At 38.1% G+C, this 17,995-nt stretch carries 14 protein-coding genes; 11 read left to right on the forward strand and 3 right to left on the reverse strand.

Annotation, left to right across the window (positions count from 1 at the left end; genetic code table 11):
- The first annotated feature begins 12 nt into the window (after positions 1-12).
- The 5 genes from BLS35_RS11090 (at position 13) to BLS35_RS11110 (ending at position 10,954) form a co-directional block, all read left to right on the forward strand.
- Entirely contained in the window at positions 13-2,178 is a 2,166-nt protein-coding gene (locus tag BLS35_RS11090) for an alpha-galactosidase (protein WP_090780843.1), read from the forward strand.
- A 1-nt stretch (position 2,179) separates the two neighbouring features.
- On the forward strand, positions 2,180-4,423 hold the full coding sequence (locus tag BLS35_RS11095; RefSeq protein WP_090780845.1) for a glycosyl hydrolase family 95 catalytic domain-containing protein: 2,244 nt from the start codon (positions 2,180-2,182) through the stop codon (positions 4,421-4,423).
- Between the two features lie 97 nt (positions 4,424-4,520).
- Entirely contained in the window at positions 4,521-7,637 is a 3,117-nt protein-coding gene (locus tag BLS35_RS11100) for a SusC/RagA family TonB-linked outer membrane protein (protein ID WP_090780847.1), read from the forward strand.
- A gap of 15 nt (positions 7,638-7,652) precedes the next feature.
- The gene (locus BLS35_RS11105) at positions 7,653-9,356 is read left to right on the forward strand and encodes a RagB/SusD family nutrient uptake outer membrane protein (RefSeq protein WP_090780849.1); all 1,704 of its coding nucleotides are present in this window, start codon (positions 7,653-7,655) and stop codon (positions 9,354-9,356) included.
- A 59-nt stretch (positions 9,357-9,415) separates the two neighbouring features.
- Positions 9,416-10,954 (forward strand): glycoside hydrolase family 28 protein, encoded by a 1,539-nt coding sequence (locus BLS35_RS11110; RefSeq protein ID WP_165973246.1) that lies wholly within the window; start codon positions 9,416-9,418, stop codon positions 10,952-10,954.
- A 31-nt stretch (positions 10,955-10,985) separates the two neighbouring features.
- On the opposite strand, the gene BLS35_RS11115 is transcribed toward BLS35_RS11110, so the two are convergent.
- Entirely contained in the window at positions 10,986-11,681 is a 696-nt protein-coding gene (locus BLS35_RS11115; protein ID WP_090780854.1) for a YdcF family protein, read from the reverse strand.
- A 118-nt stretch (positions 11,682-11,799) separates the two neighbouring features.
- Here BLS35_RS11115 and BLS35_RS11120 point away from each other — a divergent pair, with 118 nt between their 5' ends.
- Positions 11,800-12,564 carry a non-homologous end joining protein Ku gene (locus BLS35_RS11120; RefSeq protein WP_090780856.1) on the forward strand — a complete coding sequence of 255 codons (765 nt, stop codon included), beginning with the start codon at positions 11,800-11,802 and terminating at the stop codon, positions 12,562-12,564.
- A 19-nt stretch (positions 12,565-12,583) separates the two neighbouring features.
- Positions 12,584-15,085, forward strand: coding sequence for a DNA ligase D (ligD, locus tag BLS35_RS11125; protein WP_090780859.1), 2,502 nt, complete (start codon positions 12,584-12,586; stop codon positions 15,083-15,085).
- On the opposite strand, the gene BLS35_RS11130 is transcribed toward ligD, so the two are convergent.
- Entirely contained in the window at positions 15,077-15,664 is a 588-nt protein-coding gene (locus BLS35_RS11130) for a DUF4142 domain-containing protein (RefSeq protein ID WP_090780861.1), read from the reverse strand. The genes ligD and BLS35_RS11130 overlap by 9 nt on opposite strands.
- Positions 15,665-15,922: 258 nt before the next feature.
- Here BLS35_RS11130 and BLS35_RS27770 point away from each other — a divergent pair, with 258 nt between their 5' ends.
- From BLS35_RS27770 to BLS35_RS11140, 3 genes are all read left to right on the forward strand, one after another.
- Positions 15,923-16,072, forward strand: a complete 150-nt coding sequence (locus tag BLS35_RS27770) for a hypothetical protein (RefSeq protein WP_165973245.1) — start codon at positions 15,923-15,925, stop codon at positions 16,070-16,072.
- A gap of 107 nt (positions 16,073-16,179) precedes the next feature.
- Entirely contained in the window at positions 16,180-16,665 is a 486-nt protein-coding gene (locus BLS35_RS11135) for a hypothetical protein (protein ID WP_090780862.1), read from the forward strand.
- Positions 16,666-16,738: 73 nt separating this feature from the next.
- Positions 16,739-17,116, forward strand: a complete 378-nt coding sequence (locus tag BLS35_RS11140; protein WP_090780864.1) for a GreA/GreB family elongation factor — start codon at positions 16,739-16,741, stop codon at positions 17,114-17,116.
- 50 nt (positions 17,117-17,166) lie between these two features.
- On the opposite strand, the gene BLS35_RS28165 is transcribed toward BLS35_RS11140, so the two are convergent.
- Positions 17,167-17,346 (reverse strand): CatA-like O-acetyltransferase, encoded by a 180-nt coding sequence (locus BLS35_RS28165; protein ID WP_090780865.1) that lies wholly within the window; start codon positions 17,344-17,346, stop codon positions 17,167-17,169.
- 273 nt (positions 17,347-17,619) lie between these two features.
- Between BLS35_RS28165 and BLS35_RS11150 the strand changes: the two genes are divergently transcribed.
- Entirely contained in the window at positions 17,620-17,994 is a 375-nt protein-coding gene (locus tag BLS35_RS11150) for a hypothetical protein (RefSeq protein WP_090780867.1), read from the forward strand.
- The last annotated feature ends 1 nt before the right edge of the window (position 17,995 follow it).

Genomic DNA, 17,995 nt, shown 5'->3' on the forward strand with positions numbered 1-17,995 from the left:
ACAAACTAAAACATGACTAAATACATTGCCTGTTTTCTTTTGTTTTTAGGACTTGGTAGTAATGCCAATGCGCAAAAAGAAAAGCAGATTGTTGTTGAAACTAAAAACACCTCGCTTATTTTTACTATATCCTCTGCTCAAAAATTATATCAAAGTTACCTGGGGCAAAGGCTTATTAATCCTGCAGATCAGGTTTTACTGCAATCTACCCGCAGGGAAGCTTACATTGGAGCAGGCATGGGCGATCTTTTTGAGCCTGCAATCCGTATGGTACACAGTGATGGTAATCCTTCACTGGATTTAAAGTATGCAGCGCAGAGGACTAGCAAAGAAGACGATAATGTGACTACTACGTCTATCACATTAAAGGATCCACAATATCCGGTAGAGGTGGTCTTGCATTTTTCGGCTTATTACAACGAAGACATTATTAAAGAATGGACAGAAATAAAGCATAATGAGAAAAAGCCAGTTACGCTAACCAATTATGCATCTTCTATGTTGCATTTTGATGCTTCTAAATATTGGTTGAGTCAGTTTGATGGGGACTACATGACCGAAATGCGCATGAAGGAAAGTCAACTTACACCGGGGATAAAAATACTGGATAGTAAGCTTGGTACCAGAGCCCAAATGTATCGCTCACCTTGTTTTTTCCTTTCTCTAAATAGGCCGTCTGACGAAACTACAGGCGAATTGATCGCAGGTACATTGGCCTGGTCAGGTAACTTTCAATGTTCTTTTGAAATCGATCAGCAAAATTCATTACGGATGATTACTGGTATGAATCCTTATGCTTCCGAATATAAACTACAGGCAGGCAAAACCTTTGAAACTCCTGCATTTATATTTACTTATACCAAAAATGGTAAAGGTGAGGCCACTAGAAATCTGCATCGCTGGGCCAGAAATTATGGTGTATTGGATGGGAATAAACCAAGATTAACACTTTTAAATAATTGGGAAGCTACCCATATGGATTTCAACCAGGACGTATTGGTTGAATTATTTGACGGAGCGAATAAATTGGGTGTTGATCTATTTTTATTGGATGATGGCTGGTTTGGGAATAAATATCCCAGAGATGCGGATAAAACCGCACTAGGGGATTGGCAGGTCGACAAGAAAAAACTGCCAAGTGGTATAGGTTATCTCGTTAGTGAAGCCAGTAAAAAGCATTTGCAGTTTGGGATTTGGTTAGAGCCGGAAATGGTAAGTCCTAAAAGTGAGCTTTATGAAAAACATCCAGAATGGATACTAAAGTTACCCAACAGAGAGGAAGCCTACTCTCGTAATCAATTGGTGTTGGATTTGGTAAACCCAAAAGTCCAGGATTTTATATACGATATGGTAAACGATTTGGTGACCAAGAATCCAGGCATTGCTTTTATCAAATGGGATTGTAACCGAATGCTGACCAACACTTATTCTCCATTTTTAAAAGAAAACCAGGGTAATTTGTTTATCGACTATAACAGAGCCTTATTTGATGTCCTTAAGCGCTTAAGAGAAAAACATCCACACTTACCAATTATGCTTTGCGCTGGTGGCGGTGGAAGGGTTGATTATGGAGGTTTGAAATACTTTACAGAGTTCTGGCCTAGTGACAATACTGATGGTTTGGAGCGTGTATTTATACAATGGGGATACCTTAACTTTTTCCCGGCATTAACTGTATCGAGCCATGTGACTTCAATGGGTAAACAATCTCTTAAGTTCCGTACCGATGTAGCGATGATGGGTAAAATGGGATACGATATACGGGTTAAAAACTTAACAGAGCAAGAGATCAAGCTTAGTAATCAGGCAGTGAAAACTTACAAAGGAATCAGTGATGTCATCTGGTTTGGCGATTTGTACCGTTTGGTCTCCCCTTATGAGGAGAATAGAGCCGTTTTGATGTATGCAGATCAAAGTAAAAATAGGGCAGTGCTGTTCAACTACCTGCTTAATTTTAGACGTAAAGAATATATGGGTAAAGTACTTTTACAAGGACTTGATCCTCTGAAAAAGTATAAAATACAAGAAATCAATCTCTTGCCTGATACCAGGTCTACTCAAGCAGAGGATGGAAAAGTTTACAGTGGTGATTACCTGATGAAAGTAGGATTGAATCTTTCGGCGGGTAAAATAGCACCTTTAACCAGTGCTGTATTTGAAATTGTTGCAGAAAAATAAAATGAACAAACGAATCCTAATCTTACTGTTGCTGGCTGGTATTTTTCAGCGGAGCTCTGCCCAGTTCCAAAATAAAATAAACTGGGATACTTTTATGTCCCGGAATGATATGGTTTTTAATTCTTTATCTACCAAATGGGAGGAGGGAGCCTTTTTAGGTAACGGCTTACTGGGTGTGATGGTGTACCGAGAGGATGCAAATACTTTAAGGTTTGATTTAGGTAGAACCGATGTGGTAGCGCATGAAGAAGGAATTAATGCATCTATTGGAAGGTGCAGATTACCTATTGGTAGATTCTTAATGGAAGTAAAGGGCTCCATTAAAAGTATCAAGCTGCGTTTAGATTTACTTAAGGCTGAGTTGAGGGGAACAATTACAACGGATAAAGGACTGATTCATTTCAATGGACTTGTAGCAGCTACTAAAGATGTCATTATTTTAAATACACGCACAGAAAAGGACGAAAAACCAAGCTGGACCTGGAAACCGGAACAAGCTCTGAGTCCATTTTTGGCGTTGGGAAAAGATACTGCTTCAAAATACACCACTAATCCGCCTTATCGTATTTCTAAGGAAAACGAGGTAAACTATAATTATCAGCTTTTGGCAAGTGGGGGAAGCTATACTACAGCATGGAAAAATACGAAAAAGGGGAATACCAATTCCTTGTTGATCACAATCGCGAGCACTTATCCTAAAGATGGTTCTAAGGAAGCTGCAAAGCAAGTTTTAAGTTCGGTAAGCCCTACAACTGTGACTCAAATTGTTGCTGCCCACAGAGCGCATTGGCGTAATTTTTATCAGAAGAGTTTTATTTCTATTCCTGATGCTCGTCTGGAAAGTTTCTGGTGGATCCAGCAATATAAAATGGCTTCGGCAACCAGAGTGGGGGCTTATCCAATTGATTTAATGGGACCATGGTACAAGATGACACCATGGCCTAAGTACTGGTGGAATTTAAATATTCAACTGACTTATTATCCTTTTTTTAGCTCTAATCATGTGGAGTTGGTTGCACCATTGATGAAGATGATCAATGATAATATTGACAATTTATCTAAAAATGCACCTGAGCCTTATCAACACAATTCGGCAGCCTTAGGAAGATCCGGACCATATACAATGACTTCGGGGATTAAAGTTTTAAAGGGGAATAATGGAACTGAAAGCAGTGATGCATCCAAGGAGTTGGGTAACCTTACCTGGCTCTTGCACGTCTACTATCAGGCTTATGAGCATACCATGGATAAACAGATTATTAAAAACCTTTATCCGGTATTAACCCGATCTGTTAATTATTATTTAAATATTATCGATAAGGAAAGCGATGGTAAATATCATCTTCCTTATACTTATTCTCCTGAATATCCTAAAGGAGTTACCAGAGATGCAAATTACGACTTATCTGTCTTTCATTGGGGCTTAAAAACTTTGTTGTATATCAACAAAGAGCTTGGATTAAAAGATCCTCTTGTTGCTAAATGGCAGGAGGTGCTAAACAACTTAACCCCATATCCGCAGGATAAATTGGGCTATAGAATTGGTCGTGATGCTGATTTTTCGATCTCTCACCGTCATTATTCACACTTATTACAGATTTATCCGATTTATGATGTCAACTGGGATCAGCTGGAAAACCGCGATTTGATTAAAAGATCATTAAGTCAATGGGAAAATAATGCGGCTTCATGGAGGGGATATTCTTATACTGGGTCGGGTTCTATTTATGCCATGATGGGCAATGGAAATAAAACCCAGCAGCTGTTGAATGAGATGATGAAGGGGAAATACAGCATTAAACCAAATACGATGTACCTGGAGGCCGGACCAGTGATTGAAACACCCTTATCGGCTGTAACCACCATGAACGAGATGCTTTTGCAAAGCTGGAATGGTATAATCCGGCCATTTCCTGCCGTTCCGGATAGTTGGAAAGATGCTACATTTTATGATCTGAGTGCAAAAGGTGCATTTTTAGTAAGTGGAAGTAGAAGAAACGGACAAACTGAATTTATAAAAATTAAAAGTCTGGTAGGTTCTCCTTGTCTAGTCAAAACAGATTTAAAAGGTATGGTTAAAGCTATAGGTAAACGCCAGTTTAAGATTACGCCACAGGAAAATGGTGTGGTTAAAATTGATTTAAAAGCAGGAGAAGAGGTGGTCTTATACTCAGGGCAAAAATCGCTTAATTTTACGCTTGATGCGGTGAACTCGGATGGTAAAAATTACTGGGGATTGAAATGACAATTTGGGTGATTACAATGCTAATGTAAGAGATAAATACCATTGACTGGGTTGGTAATTTAGGTTAATCAATTTTTAACCAAATAACCAATCAATTATGATTAATCGAACAACATCCTCCTATTGGTATATCATGATTTTTTTATTGTGTTGTAGTGCGGTAGATGCTCTTGGAAAATATGACTCAATCAATAAGGTAATTCATTTTAAAAACCAATTAACAGTAAAAGGTAAAGTATCTGATGTGAACGGCCCTTTGCCGGGTGTCATTGTAAAGTTGAAGGGAAGTACGAAATCTACTTCAACTGAAGGAAACGGTAATTACAGTTTAACAATTCCTGATGGTACAGGAACATTAATATTTTCTTCTATTGGATATATTTCTCAGGAAATTGCAGTAGAAAACAGATCAATAATAAATGTAACACTAGTTGCCGAAAATAAAACACTATCAGAAGTTATCGTAGTGGGATATGGAACGCAGAAAAAATCTGACATTACAGGTTCTATTGTCTCTATTGGAGAAAAGGCCCTTGCTGATGTTCCTGTAACCAACCTATCACAGGCTTTACAAGGAAGAGGTGCTGGTTTAGATATTCAAAAAAGCGGGGGTAACAGTAAACCGGGAGCCACGCCAGTAATTAGGATTCGGGGAGTACGCTCCCTTCTTGCAAATAATGATCCGTTATTTGTTGTAGATGGTATTCCATATACTGGAAGCATCAATGATTTGAATCCAGATGATATCGCTTCAGTTGAGGTGCTTAAAGATGCATCTTCAACAGCGATTTATGGTTCAAGGGGTGCAAACGGTGTGATTTTGGTAACGACTAAAAAAGGGAAAATAGGTGAGGCTGTGGTTACCTATAGTGGTTATGCCGGGGTTACCAAGAATTTGGGGAAAATTGACGTCATGGATGGCGCTCAGTTTGCATTGTTAAAAAAATGGGCTACCGTTAATGGTACAACGAAGTATTCAGGAATAGATGATCCAGCGCTGGACGGTATTTTTGCTCCGCAAGAATTGGAGTCCATTAAAATGGGGCGCAGTACTGACTGGCAAGATCTGATTTATAAAAATGGGATTACAAATAATCACCAGATCGCAGTTTCTGGAGGATCAGAAAAGACCCAATATGCGCTATCTGGGGGGTATCACAATGAAACAGGAATTTATCCTGGTCAGGCTTTTACACGCTATTCCGCTAAAATAAGTGTTGATCAGAAATTAGGTAAATATTTTAAAGTTGGGTTGAACAGTTTTAATACTTATAGCTTGACTAAAGGAGAAGGCTTCAATCCAATGGGCCAGGTACTCCGCGCTAGTCCATTAGCTACCCCTTATGATGAAACGGGTAAATTATGGGGCTTTGTACCAGGAAGTGCAAATCAGGTATGGAATCCACTAGCCGATTTTGTTGATGGTGCTAAAGTAGAGAACCGTAAACGTTTTGGAACTTTCACTACCCTATATGCGGAAGCCTATATAACTGAAGGGTTAAAGTACAGATTTAATGCTGGGGCTGAACTTAAAACCGATATTTATGGCAATTTCTACGGAAGTGCAACCTCAAATAACCTTGGTGGCTTATCAACATCTAGCAATAGAACTGAGTTCAGAACAGATTATACGCTGGAGAATATCTTAACCTACGATAAAGTGATTGCCAAAGATCATAAATTAAACTTCACGGGTTTATTCAGCTTTCAGAAAGATGAAAACCAGCGTAATTCTTTTAACAATAATAACCTCGTTGCGGATGCACTGTGGTATTATAATCCAGAACTTGGCTCAAATCTTACTGCTACAGGAAGTTTTAACGAATGGTCATTGCTTTCTTATATGGGAAGAGTAAATTACGGTTATAAGGATAAATACTTGTTAACCCTGACCTTACGTTCTGATGCCTCATCACGACTTGCTCCTGGTGCAAAATATAAAACATTCCCTTCTGCTGCAGCTGCATGGAACATCAGTCAGGAAAATTTTATTAAGAAGATATCGGCCATTTCAAATTTGAAACTGAGACTTTCTTATGGATCGGTAGGAAATACTGCAATCGACCCTTATTCAACGCTTGGCTCGCTTGATGGGGTGGTTTATAATTTTGGCGATAAAACAACTACCGGATTATTCTTAGCTAGTGTGCCTAATCCAAAACTGGCTTGGGAGTATAGTGCGACGGCGAATCTTGGTTTGGATTTTGGTGTATTCAATAATCGTATAACAGGGTCAATTGATGCTTATCATGTTTGGACTGATAACCTTATTTTGCAACAAAATCTTCCTTTTACAACTGGAATTCCAAATGCATATGTTACCAATGTAGGGAAGTCTGAGAATAAAGGGATAGAGTTTCAGATCAGTACAGTGAACATTGATGGGGATGGTAAAGATAAGGTAAGATGGACAACAGACTTTAATGCTTCCATTAACCGTGGTAAAATTACTCAACTTCAAGATGGGATTATCAATGACCCGGACAATAACAGATTTACTGGACAGCCTATCGGCACTATTTTCGATTTAAAAAAAGTAGGTATCTGGCAAAATACTCCTGAAGACATTGCTGAAGCTAAAAGATTGGGCTTAACGCTGACTGGTTCCAGTTCCGTGATAGGAAATATAAGGATTGCAGATACGAATAACGACGGTAAAATTACAGCTGATGATAGGGTAATCATTGGTTCTAGCCAGCCAGATTGGTCGGGTGGTTTTACTAATAGATTTGCTTATAAAAACTTCGACTTTACTGTTGTCGCTTTCGGCCGTTTCGGTAGTACTATTGTAAGCAGTATGCACAATAGTGGATTTGCCAATACATTCCAGGGAAATTATAACAATCTGGATGTGAATTATTGGACGCCAACTAATAATGAGAATTTCTGGCCTAAGCCGAATGCGGCATCAACCAATACGCCAAACAATTCAACATTGGGCTATTTTGATGGTACTTTCGTTAAAATAAGGACTTTAGCATTGGGGTACAATTTGCCTCAAAAACTAGTGTCTAAATTAGGAATCAAAGCATTGAGAGTCTATACTTCTGTAAATGATGCTTTCATTTTGTTTTCAGAATATCGTAATAAATACAAAGGGATAGATCCTGAATCAATTATAAGTAATACTGGGGCCACTAATAATAGACCCAACGTTGGTGTGGATACACCCGCTAGTTATTCTATGGTTTTTGGTTTAAATATGACGCTTTAACTCAATTTTAATTGTATGAAAAAGAAATATATTATTTGCTTCGTAGCTTGTCTGTATTTAGCAGCTACCGGATGTAAAAATGCATTAATAGAAGAACCGCATTCAACGTTAACTCCTGAGTATTTTTCAACAGCACAGGGCTTTCAAAAAGGATTGGATGCTGCATACGCAGGTAATCGTTCTTTCTGGGGGAATCAGGATTTATTTACCATGACAGTAATTGGAACGGATGAGTTTTTTACTGGTAAGGATGGAAACAACAGCATCAATAAATACAATAGTAATTACACCACTACAAATGGACAAGTTGAGGCGGTTTGGAAAAATTGTTACTATAATATCAATACTTGTAATGGAGTAATAGATAATTCTTTGATCGTTACTGGTTTGTCGGCTGATGTGATCAGCAGAAGTGTAGCAGAAGCAAAGATTTTGAGGGCAAATTATTATTTCCTTCTGGTTCAGTTTTATGGTGATGTAAGTTTAAATAAAAATTTTCAAAACACCCCTAAAACATCAGGCACACGTGAACCAATGGCCGAAGTGTATGATTTTATTGTGAACGATCTTAAAGAGGCCATTGCTACACCAACTTTATATGCAAATCCGAAAACAACGGGCGCTGTCGCTGGTGAACTTACAAGAGTTGCAGCACAACATTTGTTGGCTAAAGTTTACTTAACCAGAGCTGGTTCGCTAGCAAAAAAATCGACAGATTATACGGACGCCTATAACATGGCAAAGACCGTGATCACTACTGGCGGTATGTCATTAATGCAAGATTTTGGGGATGTATTTGCAGAAGGAAATGAAAATAGTAATGAAGTATTGTGGAATGTTCAGCATACTTCTAATCTTGCTTACAATGGCCCAAATAATAGTGGTGGTGCCGATAATGTATTAAATCACATGTGGGTTCCTCAATATGAACTTCGTCCGGGAATGATGCGTTCAGTGATATACGGACGTCCATATATTCGTTGCTCGCCTACGAGGTGGTTAACTGATGTTGCTTTTCAGGAAAGAGTAAATGATACCCGCTACAATAAAACGTTTCTAACTACCTGGATATGCAACAATGCCTCATCTATCCCTAAGTGGCCTAAAGTACTTCCTCCAGGAGCTCCTGCTGGAGCTATTCCTGAACAAAATAAATTTGCAGTTGGGGATACGGCGATTTTTATGCCTGGCTTTGCTGTAAGCCCAGCTAAAATCGCAGCCTCCAGGTATTTATTGATTCCGCCGGATGGTTATGATTTTACATTGGCACCTTATATGAAAAAATACAATGATACCAAACGTGCTGACTTGAATTATCCATCTATTCGTCCGGTAATTGTTTATCGTTTAGCTGAAACTTATCTAATTGCTGCGGAAGCAGCTTATATGGGGGGTGCTACTCAGCAAGATGCCCTAGATAATATTAACATTGTTAGAAGAAGGGCTGCTTACCCAAATCCAAATCCAGCTGTGATGAATGTAACTTCAATTCCTTCTCTTGATTTTATTTTAGATGAAAGAACCCGTGAATTATGCGGGGAAAATATACGCTGGTTGGATTTAGTAAGAACAGGTAAGCTTTTAGAAAGGGTGAAATTGTACAACGCAGAAGCAGGAGCAAATATTAAGCCCTTTCACGTTTTGAGACCAATACCTCAAAAACAAATTGACGCTGTAACCACGGGCCCTAAATACCCTCAAAATCTTGGCTGGTTTTAAGGTTTGATAATAAAAGGCTAAAGAAATACTTTAGATAGATAATGATCCAAACAATTAAAATGAAATTACTGGTTAGTTTATTAATGCTTGCAGCTTTTACAAATTTTGTAAAAGCTGCTGATTTCAACATCCTCAAATACGGAGCGGTTGGAGACGGCATGACCTTAAACACAACAGCCATACAAAAAGCTATTGATGAATGTCATCAATCAGGTGGGGGCAAAGTGATCTTTCCTGAAGGGAAATTTCTTTCTGGGACTATTGTATTAAAGGACAATTGTACCATCCATTTTGAAAAAAATGCTGTCCTATTGGGTAGCGTTGATCTGAAAGATTACAAAAACTTAGATCCTTTTACAGAAGGCTTAGGTATTGATGTCGGCTGGGCACTTTTAGTGGCCGTTGATGCAAAGAATATCGGACTTGAGGGTGATGGAACCATTGACGGGCAAGGTTCGGCCATAAAGGCTAAACACATCCTGACGGATACGCGACCGGAAGGACAGCGCTGGGGAATGAGGCCATTTTTAGTGCGTATTGTTCGTTGTGAGGGTGTAACAGTTAAAGACGTAACCTTAAAGTATGCCGGAGCCTGGACTTCACATTACTTCCAGAGTAAAAACCTTCACATTGAGAATGTGAAAATCCAGAGTGTGGGCGTAGCGCATAATGATGGAATTGGTATTGATGGTTGCCAGGATGTAATTATTAAAGATTGCGACGTGGTAAGTGGGGATGATGCTTTGGTATTTAAGACCACATCTAGTATGATGCCTTGCAGAAACATAGTTGTGAGCGGATTGCGCCTTAAAAGCAGTCAGGCTGGCATTAAAATAGGGACCGAGTCTATGGCTGCTTTCGAAAATATCAAGATTTCGAAATGCCATATTTATGAAACCAAAAATGGGGGAATAAAATTGCTTACCGTTGATGGGGCAAATTTGAGGAATGTGGAGATTTCCGACATTACTATGGAAGATGTAAGAACGCCTATGCTTTTCCGTTTAGGTTCCAGGTTGAGCGTATTTCGTAAAAACACCGAGAGCCAACAACCAACTGGAACATTTGAAAACGTAGTGATTAGAAATGTTAAAGCAAACGCTTCGGCAAATGCACAACTGATGCCACCAACAGGGATATTAATAACAGGTGTACCCGGACATTACATTACGGGTTTAACCTTGGAGAACATCGAGATTAGTTTGGCAGGTGGTGGATTGGCAGAACATGCACGTCAGGCCGTACCAGAGGCAATAGATCAATATCCGGAGGTTAAAACCTTTGGGCCTCGCGTACCAGCTTACGGGATTTGGGCAAGGCATGTAAAAGGATTGAAGCTTAAAAACGTAAAATTCAATTTAGCTAGTAATGATTTAAGACCAGCATTGGTATGTGAGGATGGCATAGGTGTTGAAGTCTCTGATTGGAAATTACCAGAAACCACGGGTGCAGAATCTATCATCAGATTCGAAAATGTACAGAATGCAGTGGTTAAAGATGTGACAGGTAAAGTTGCCGCAAAGAAGTTTGTGCTTGTTGAAGGAAACAGTAAGGCAATTAGTGTAAAGGACAATAAAATTACCGGTATAACTAATTAATACATTATTTGTAGCCTGGCTGCTAAAATGGTTAGGCTACAGATAATGATTTTTTTTCAGACAGTTGTTTAACATGATCCAACTCATTGCGGATCTCATCAATAGGGAAATCGCCTCTTTCCCCATAAGTTAACAATCTTAAATATTCTCCCCATATCAAATCACGGCCATACAATGTTTTAGGCCACATCTGTTTGCTGACTGGATACTTGGAGATATCTGTAGTTAAGGGCAAAGGAATACAATGCAATTCTACAGTTGGGAAAAACCTTTTTAAGGATAATGCCGCTCTTGTAGAGGCATAAGAGTGCGACAAAAAAGTGATGCTCCTGATGTTTGCAAATGAAATTATCTTTCTGGCTTCAACGATATTCTCAATGATATTTTTAGACTTGTTTTCTATATAGATCTTTTTATCAGCATATTTTTCAAGAGGAATATACGACTTGATGAGTTCTGATTCTGCCTTTTTTTTGTAAAATGAGCCACTGTAGTTTGCAATTCCGCCTGTGATTAAAACCTGATTTACGAATCCTTCATTTAGCATGTAGGAGATAATATCAGCGATTTCGCGATGCTGAACATTCGAACCAAATACAAAAAGAAGGTCAGATGCAACTAAACTTTCTTCCTGAAAACAGAGTGTTGTTAGTGCTGAAATTAACTCAGCATCCATATCTGGGCTTGCCGGAACTTTTTGAATTTCCCGCTGTAATTCTTCTGACATATAATTGGGTAATTGTATATTATAAACGTTAGTCGTGGTCGATTCGCTACAACAAGGGCTGAATATTTTTTTGGAACCTTTTTCATAACGGTTTGTTTTTACATTAAACTCTACAGAAATGAGATCAATATGGAACGGTTCGATAGGCTTTGGCCTGGTTAATATTCCTGTTAAGTTATACTCAGGAGTACACAGTAGCAGCCTTGATTTGGATATGTTGGACGAGCGGGATCATGCCAATATAAGATTCAAAAGGGTGAATGAGAAAACCCACAAGGAGGTGGCTTATGAGCATATTGTAAAAGGATACTTTTTAAAAGATCGTTATATCGTGCTCGACGATCATGATTTTGAAGAAGTAAAGCCTGAGAAAACCAAGCTTATAGAAATTGAGAATTTTGTAAACATCTCAGAAATTAACCCGGTTTATTACGAGACATCGTACTATACGCAACCAGAATCTCAAGGGAAAAGAGCATATGTTTTATTGCTTAAGGCCCTAATGAAATCTAAAATGGCCGGTGTTGCCCGATTTGTATTAAGAAATAGTGAGAACCTTTGTGTCATACACCCTATGAATGGGATTATTGTGATCACTAAGATTCGGTTTCAGGAAGAAATCCGTGACACAAAAGAGTTGGAGTTAAAAGAAGCAGTTACCATCAGCCCCAAAGAGTTAGAAGTTGGCCTGGCTTTAATTAAACAATATACTTCCCCTTTCAATATCGAATCGTTTAAAAATGATTATTCAAAAGAATTGCTAAAGATCATTAATGCGAAGGCCAAAGGTAAGCGGGCGACGGTTAAAAAGATTAAACCTAAAAAAGCTGTTAGCGAAGATTTATACGATCAATTGATGGAAAGCTTAAATAAAAGAGCCTGATCGATACCTTAATATTTTAATGATGTCTTTAGAAAAATATAAACAGAAAAGAGATTTCAGTAAAACCAAAGAACCTGCCGCTGGTAAGGCTAGAGGGAAAAAACTGAGCTTCGTTGTGCAACGCCATCATGCTTCTAGCTTACACTATGATTTTAGATTGGAAATGGATGGCGTATTGAAAAGTTGGGCAGTGCCTAAAGGACCTTCATTAAATCCAGGAGATAAACGATTGGCTATGATGGTGGAAGATCATCCCTATGATTATAAAGATTTTGAAGGTGAAATACCCGCTGGAAATTACGGAGGTGGCATAGTTACGATTTTTGATAAAGGCACTTACTCCGCACTTGATAAGGGAACGGAAAAAGACTTGAAGAAAGGGTTAAATCAGGGCGACCTTAAGTTTCGACTCAATGGTAAAATTCTGAAGGGTGAATTTGCATTGGTACGCTTTAAAAATTCAGAGCAAAATGCCTGGCTGTTGATTAAGCACAATGATAAGTATGCAGTTAAAGGAAAGTTTAATTGCGAAGATCTTGTACCGGCTACAATAAAAAAACTTGGAGTTGATTTTAAGAAGCAGACTAAGTCAGTTAAAAAGGGAAAGTCAACTAGTCACACTGAGCTTGAAGATACTTCAGAAAAGGAAGACGATGAGGTTTTTCAGCCGATGCTTGCTAAGTTATCTGCCCATATATTTGACGATCCTGATTGGATTTACGAACGAAAGTTGGATGGATACCGGGCAATGGCTTACGTCGGTGCAAAAGGTGCAGCTAAGCTGATCTCAAGAAATGGAATTGATTTTAGTGCTACTTATCCTTCAATTGTGAATGCATTAAAGGCCTTGGGTTTAGAAGCAGTTATAGATGGCGAGCTTGTGGTTTTGGACAAAATAGGTAAAACCAGTTTTCAGCTGTTACAGGATTACGATCATAAAAAAAAGAATATTCGACTTAGGTTCTATGTATTTGATCTATTATCCTTAAATGGTCATGATATCAGAAGCATGGAGCTCATTAAACGTAAGGAGCTGTTAAGTAAAATTATTCAAGGATTGGACGATTCGCTAATCATCTATAATGAACATCAATCAGGTAATGGAGAAGCCCTGTTTAAAGAAGCCGAAAAGCTAGGTTGGGAAGGTGTAATTGCAAAAAATGGTCAGAGCCATTATTTAAGTAATAAAAGAACGGACTCCTGGTTAAAGTTTAAATTTCAACTTACCCAAGAGGCCATTATCATTGGTTATTCGAAACCGGAGGGCGGAAGAGCCTATTTTGGTGCACTGGCCTTGGCGATTTATGAAGGAAATGTACTTACCTATATCGGCAATTGCGGGTCAGGGTACAATGAAAAAAGTTTAAAGGAAATATATGAACAGGTGGAGCCCCTGATCATCTCTCAAAAACCAGTTGAAGAAGAAGTACATAAAGAGCGTAGCTTCACCTGGGTTAAGCCGGTGCTGGTTTGTGAAGTCACTTACTCCGAATGGACAGCAGATCGGCACCTGCGGCATCCTGTTTTTAGAGGTTTGCGCCCAGATAAAGGAGCCCAGGATGTTGTACCTGAGGAAGCAGAAGAAGATTTGAAACCTTATAAAAAGAAAAGTGAAATGGTTGTCGAAAAAGAAGAACAGTTTGGCAGTAAGAAAGTAAAATTAACTAACCTAAATAAGTTGTACTGGCCAAAGGAAAAAATCAGTAAGGGTGAATTGATTAATTATTATAAACAGGTTGCAACGTACATTTTGCCATATTTAAAAGATAAACCCTTGTCCCTTAACAGGCATCCGAATGGTATTACTGAGCCTGGTTTCTTTCAGAAAGATTTGGATACGGATAAAATCCCATCCTGGATTAAATATGCTCCGATGCACTCGGATAGCAACGATAAGGATATTGATTATCTGATCTGCAATGATGAAGCAACTTTACTGTGGATGGCAAATCTTGGCTGTATCGAGATCAATCCTTGGTTAAGTACTTATAAAAAGCCTGACGCGCCATTATTTGCCGTACTTGACCTGGATCCCCATGATATCGAGTTTAATGAAGTGATTGCGGTTGCCTTAACCGCTAAATCGTTGTTGGATGAACGGAAAATCAATTCATTTATTAAAACGTCGGGTTCCAAGGGCCTACATATATTTATTCCACTTGTGGGGAACTATGATTATGACATTACGAGGGATTTCATTCGTTATTTGGGGCAGCTTATTTTTGAAATACACCCAAATACGACAAGCCTGGAACGAAGCCCTTCTAAACGTAAAGGTCGTATCTACCTTGATTTTATGCAAAATAGTAAAGGGCAGACTATCGCTGCACCTTATTCGGTTAGACCAAAACCGGGAGCAACGGTATCTGCCCCAATTCATTGGGATGAGGTTAAAGTAGGTTTAAAGATTCAGGATTTTCATATTTTTAATATGCCCGATCGATTAAAAGACAAAGGCGATATTTGGAAAGACCTGAATCATGTCAAAAATGATCTTAAAAAGGCTTTAAAGTTATTTTAAGTGCTTGTTGATGTCCATGGCCAAAGTATAATGTTGTTCAATTGTGCGTAATGATGGGATGGCAAAATTCTGAAGGGGCGAGTCTCCAGATGTTGTTGCAGATTTAAAAAGCTCAAGCGCTTTCACATGGCCTTTTACCATCATTCCCATGTAGTGTTTTTCGAATTCATTTACCGGCATCTTCTGCAGTTCGGCAATATGATCCTGATCTTCTTTTGGGAGTACAGTTGGTAAAGCTATTTTCTTACTGTCAGCCAACACTTTTAGTCGATCAGCAATTTTTGTGTGATCTTTAACCATCCGCTTTGCAAATCTCACAACATGTATGTTTGTAGCTTTTTGGGCTGCTAGTTTTCCTAGCTCTATTTCCATCATGCCATCCAGGGCAGCTTCATTCATAAAAATGGTTAAGCTAGCTCCTCTGTTTAGACCTAAAGTATCCGGTATAATGGCTTCATCAGGTGCCTGAGTTTTGGCGGTCTCAGATTGATCGGTTTTCACTCTTTTTTCAGGGCTTTGGCAAGCTTGTAGTCCTAAAAAACAGAGGCTCACTACAGCTAGTATTTTTCTTGTTTTCATAAGGTAAGCTATTAAGTGTTAGGTTTTTTTAAAACACTTAATAGTTAAAAATGTTTTTGTAATATACTATAATTCCAATGGTTAATATTAGCTTTTGGAAACCAATATACCAATTTCCTACTCTCTTTTCCTGCTGATTTACCCAAACCTAAGTAGCGCTGAATAAAATATTAAGTACATTGGCATAATACTGTAATAATTGGTACTTATGCGCTAAATATTTTTATATGATGCTGAATTGGGCTACATTCGTTCCTAATGAATTCATATAAACAGTTAAACAGAGCTTCTAATGAGCAGTTTGCAAGACAATTGCGGACGGCTAGTGCGATGTTTATCCGTTTTTTATCTATCCAATCTTCATTGGGCGATTCATTTCTTAAAAGTAGCAAGGACTTTGTTAAATAAGCCCCAACCTTTTTAATAGGTCTGGGGTCCTTTCTTTAATTACTCTTTCAATTGTCTTTTCTGGTAAAGCAGGTTTAAGCTGCTGTTCCGGCATTTAATTATTAAATATGTCTGATCAAATTATATTTTCACTTACTTTCATTTTACTTTCAATTGTCCTGATTAGAACGTACAGGATATGGAAAGAGAAAAATAAACTGGGTTTGCATGAATTTGCCAAACAAATTGCTGCAAGTAATAGAATGCAGCTTTCCATTACAGATCATTTTCAGGACAAGACTTTAGGTTTTGATATGATCAAGAATAAGGCGCTGTACATTGACTTGAGAAACAATATCATCCGGATTGTTGAGTTAAGTGAGGTGCACAATTGTACGTTGATAAAAAAGCAGCTAAGCACTCAAATGGAGCTTATTTATCACAATCATGATAAAACCCCGCTAACAATCACCTTCTTCGATAAATTCAGAGATCGCAAATGGAGAAGGAAAAAATTGGAAAAAAAAGCCCTTTACTGGGAAGTATTAATGAATGGGATATTGAATAAATCAGAAGAGCCTGCCGAATCTTTAAATTTTAAGGATTTTGAGTAGATCGCCTCAGTCTAAATAAGAGACTGGGGCAAACCGAATTATTTATTTTTTATCATTATCAATCATTATTATTATGACTACATCAATCGTATTATCAACAGGAATATTCGATCTTTTAAAAGATCATATCAGAAGAAGAAAATTAAGTACTTACAACCAGGAAAAACTGGTGCTGGAACTTAGAAATGCAAGGCAAATCTTAAACAAAGATATTCCGGCCGACGTGGTTACTGTGAATACTAAAGTCCGGGTAAAAGAATTGGAAACAGGAGAGGAGTTTACTTATGTGCTTGTTTCGCCAGCAAAGGCTAAAAATAAAAACAAAACGATTTCTATTTTATCACCCATTGGTGTGGCAATGGTAGGCTATAACCAGGGAGCCGAGCTGAGTTGGGAAATGCCCGAAGGCATAAAAACTTATAGGATAGAAGAGGTATCCAGATTAAAATAGGTATAAAAGAACCGGCAATATTGCCGGTTCTTTTATACCTATTTTTATAACTATCTGTTCATTAATTCCTGAAATGCTTCAATAAATTTTCCCACATGATAACCATCCATCAAGGCATGATGAACATGGATAGAGACACTCATTTCTCGCTTTCCATTAATTTCAGTGAGCTTACCAAAAGAAATTTTGGGTACGCTATCCTTAAATGAATAACACGGTTTCCTTTGCATTTCAGTGAGCTTTTGTACAATCTATTTTGGTAGTGATCCCATGAAATGGTTCTTCAAATTTTCTAAAAAACTCAAAATGCTCTTTTCTCTTCCACTGTGCTATAGCTAATTCTTTTTTCATTAGTAGTCAAATTTGATGATGGCTACAAAAGTAGAGAAGTTGAATCGATCCTACGATACAATCATTTTTATATCTGTAACCTAAAACTATCGCTTTTCTGTGTCTGTATCTAGATGTATTTGATGGTTAATTTTGTAATCAAACGATAAGTTATGAAAGAACAAAATCATAAAACTAATGGTATCGAATTTAGGAAAGTGTATCTATCCGACCTAGGCGCAGTAATGAGGTTATATCAATTGACACAGCAGAACACAGCAAAGCTGACAGCAGATTTTGGTCTTCCCTTAAGTGTTGCCAGTAATGGAAATGAAATTGTAGGTTATGGCTTTGCTGCTGTCAACCAATTGGGCGAAGTTACCTTAAAATCCCATTTTAAAGGAGCTGAGGACTTATCTATGGGCTGCACATTAGAGGAGCAAGCAAAAAAAACGCTACATTCAACATTTGAAAATGCTGAGGAAGATCATGCGAAATTAAAGCATGCTATTCAGAGATTAGTGGATTGGTTAAATAACTGTTATTAAA

It is taken from the genome of Pedobacter sp. ok626, from assembly GCF_900100435.1.
Classification (GTDB): Bacteria; Bacteroidota; Bacteroidia; order Sphingobacteriales; family Sphingobacteriaceae; genus Pedobacter.

Bases quoted from the DNA above. Each gene is read 5' to 3' on its own strand.
- BLS35_RS11090 (WP_090780843.1), top strand. From the start codon at position 13: ATGACTAAATACATTGCCTGTTTTCTTTTGTTTTTAGGACTTGGTAGT.
- BLS35_RS11095 (WP_090780845.1), top strand. From the start codon at position 2,180: ATGAACAAACGAATCCTAATCTTACTGTTGCTGGCTGGTATTTTTCAG.
- BLS35_RS11100 (WP_090780847.1), top strand. From the start codon at position 4,521: ATGATTAATCGAACAACATCCTCCTATTGGTATATCATGATTTTTTTA.
- BLS35_RS11105 (WP_090780849.1), top strand. From the start codon at position 7,653: ATGAAAAAGAAATATATTATTTGCTTCGTAGCTTGTCTGTATTTAGCA.
- BLS35_RS11110 (WP_165973246.1), top strand. From the start codon at position 9,416: ATGAAATTACTGGTTAGTTTATTAATGCTTGCAGCTTTTACAAATTTT.
- BLS35_RS11115 (WP_090780854.1), bottom strand. From the start codon at position 11,681: ATGTCAGAAGAATTACAGCGGGAAATTCAAAAAGTTCCGGCAAGCCCA.
- BLS35_RS11120 (WP_090780856.1), top strand. From the start codon at position 11,800: ATGAGATCAATATGGAACGGTTCGATAGGCTTTGGCCTGGTTAATATT.
- ligD (WP_090780859.1), top strand. From the start codon at position 12,584: ATGATGTCTTTAGAAAAATATAAACAGAAAAGAGATTTCAGTAAAACC.
- BLS35_RS11130 (WP_090780861.1), bottom strand. From the start codon at position 15,664: ATGAAAACAAGAAAAATACTAGCTGTAGTGAGCCTCTGTTTTTTAGGA.
- BLS35_RS27770 (WP_165973245.1), top strand. From the start codon at position 15,923: ATGAATTCATATAAACAGTTAAACAGAGCTTCTAATGAGCAGTTTGCA.
- BLS35_RS11135 (WP_090780862.1), top strand. From the start codon at position 16,180: ATGTCTGATCAAATTATATTTTCACTTACTTTCATTTTACTTTCAATT.
- BLS35_RS11140 (WP_090780864.1), top strand. From the start codon at position 16,739: ATGACTACATCAATCGTATTATCAACAGGAATATTCGATCTTTTAAAA.
- BLS35_RS28165 (WP_090780865.1), bottom strand. From the start codon at position 17,346: ATGCAAAGGAAACCGTGTTATTCATTTAAGGATAGCGTACCCAAAATT.
- BLS35_RS11150 (WP_090780867.1), top strand. From the start codon at position 17,620: ATGAAAGAACAAAATCATAAAACTAATGGTATCGAATTTAGGAAAGTG.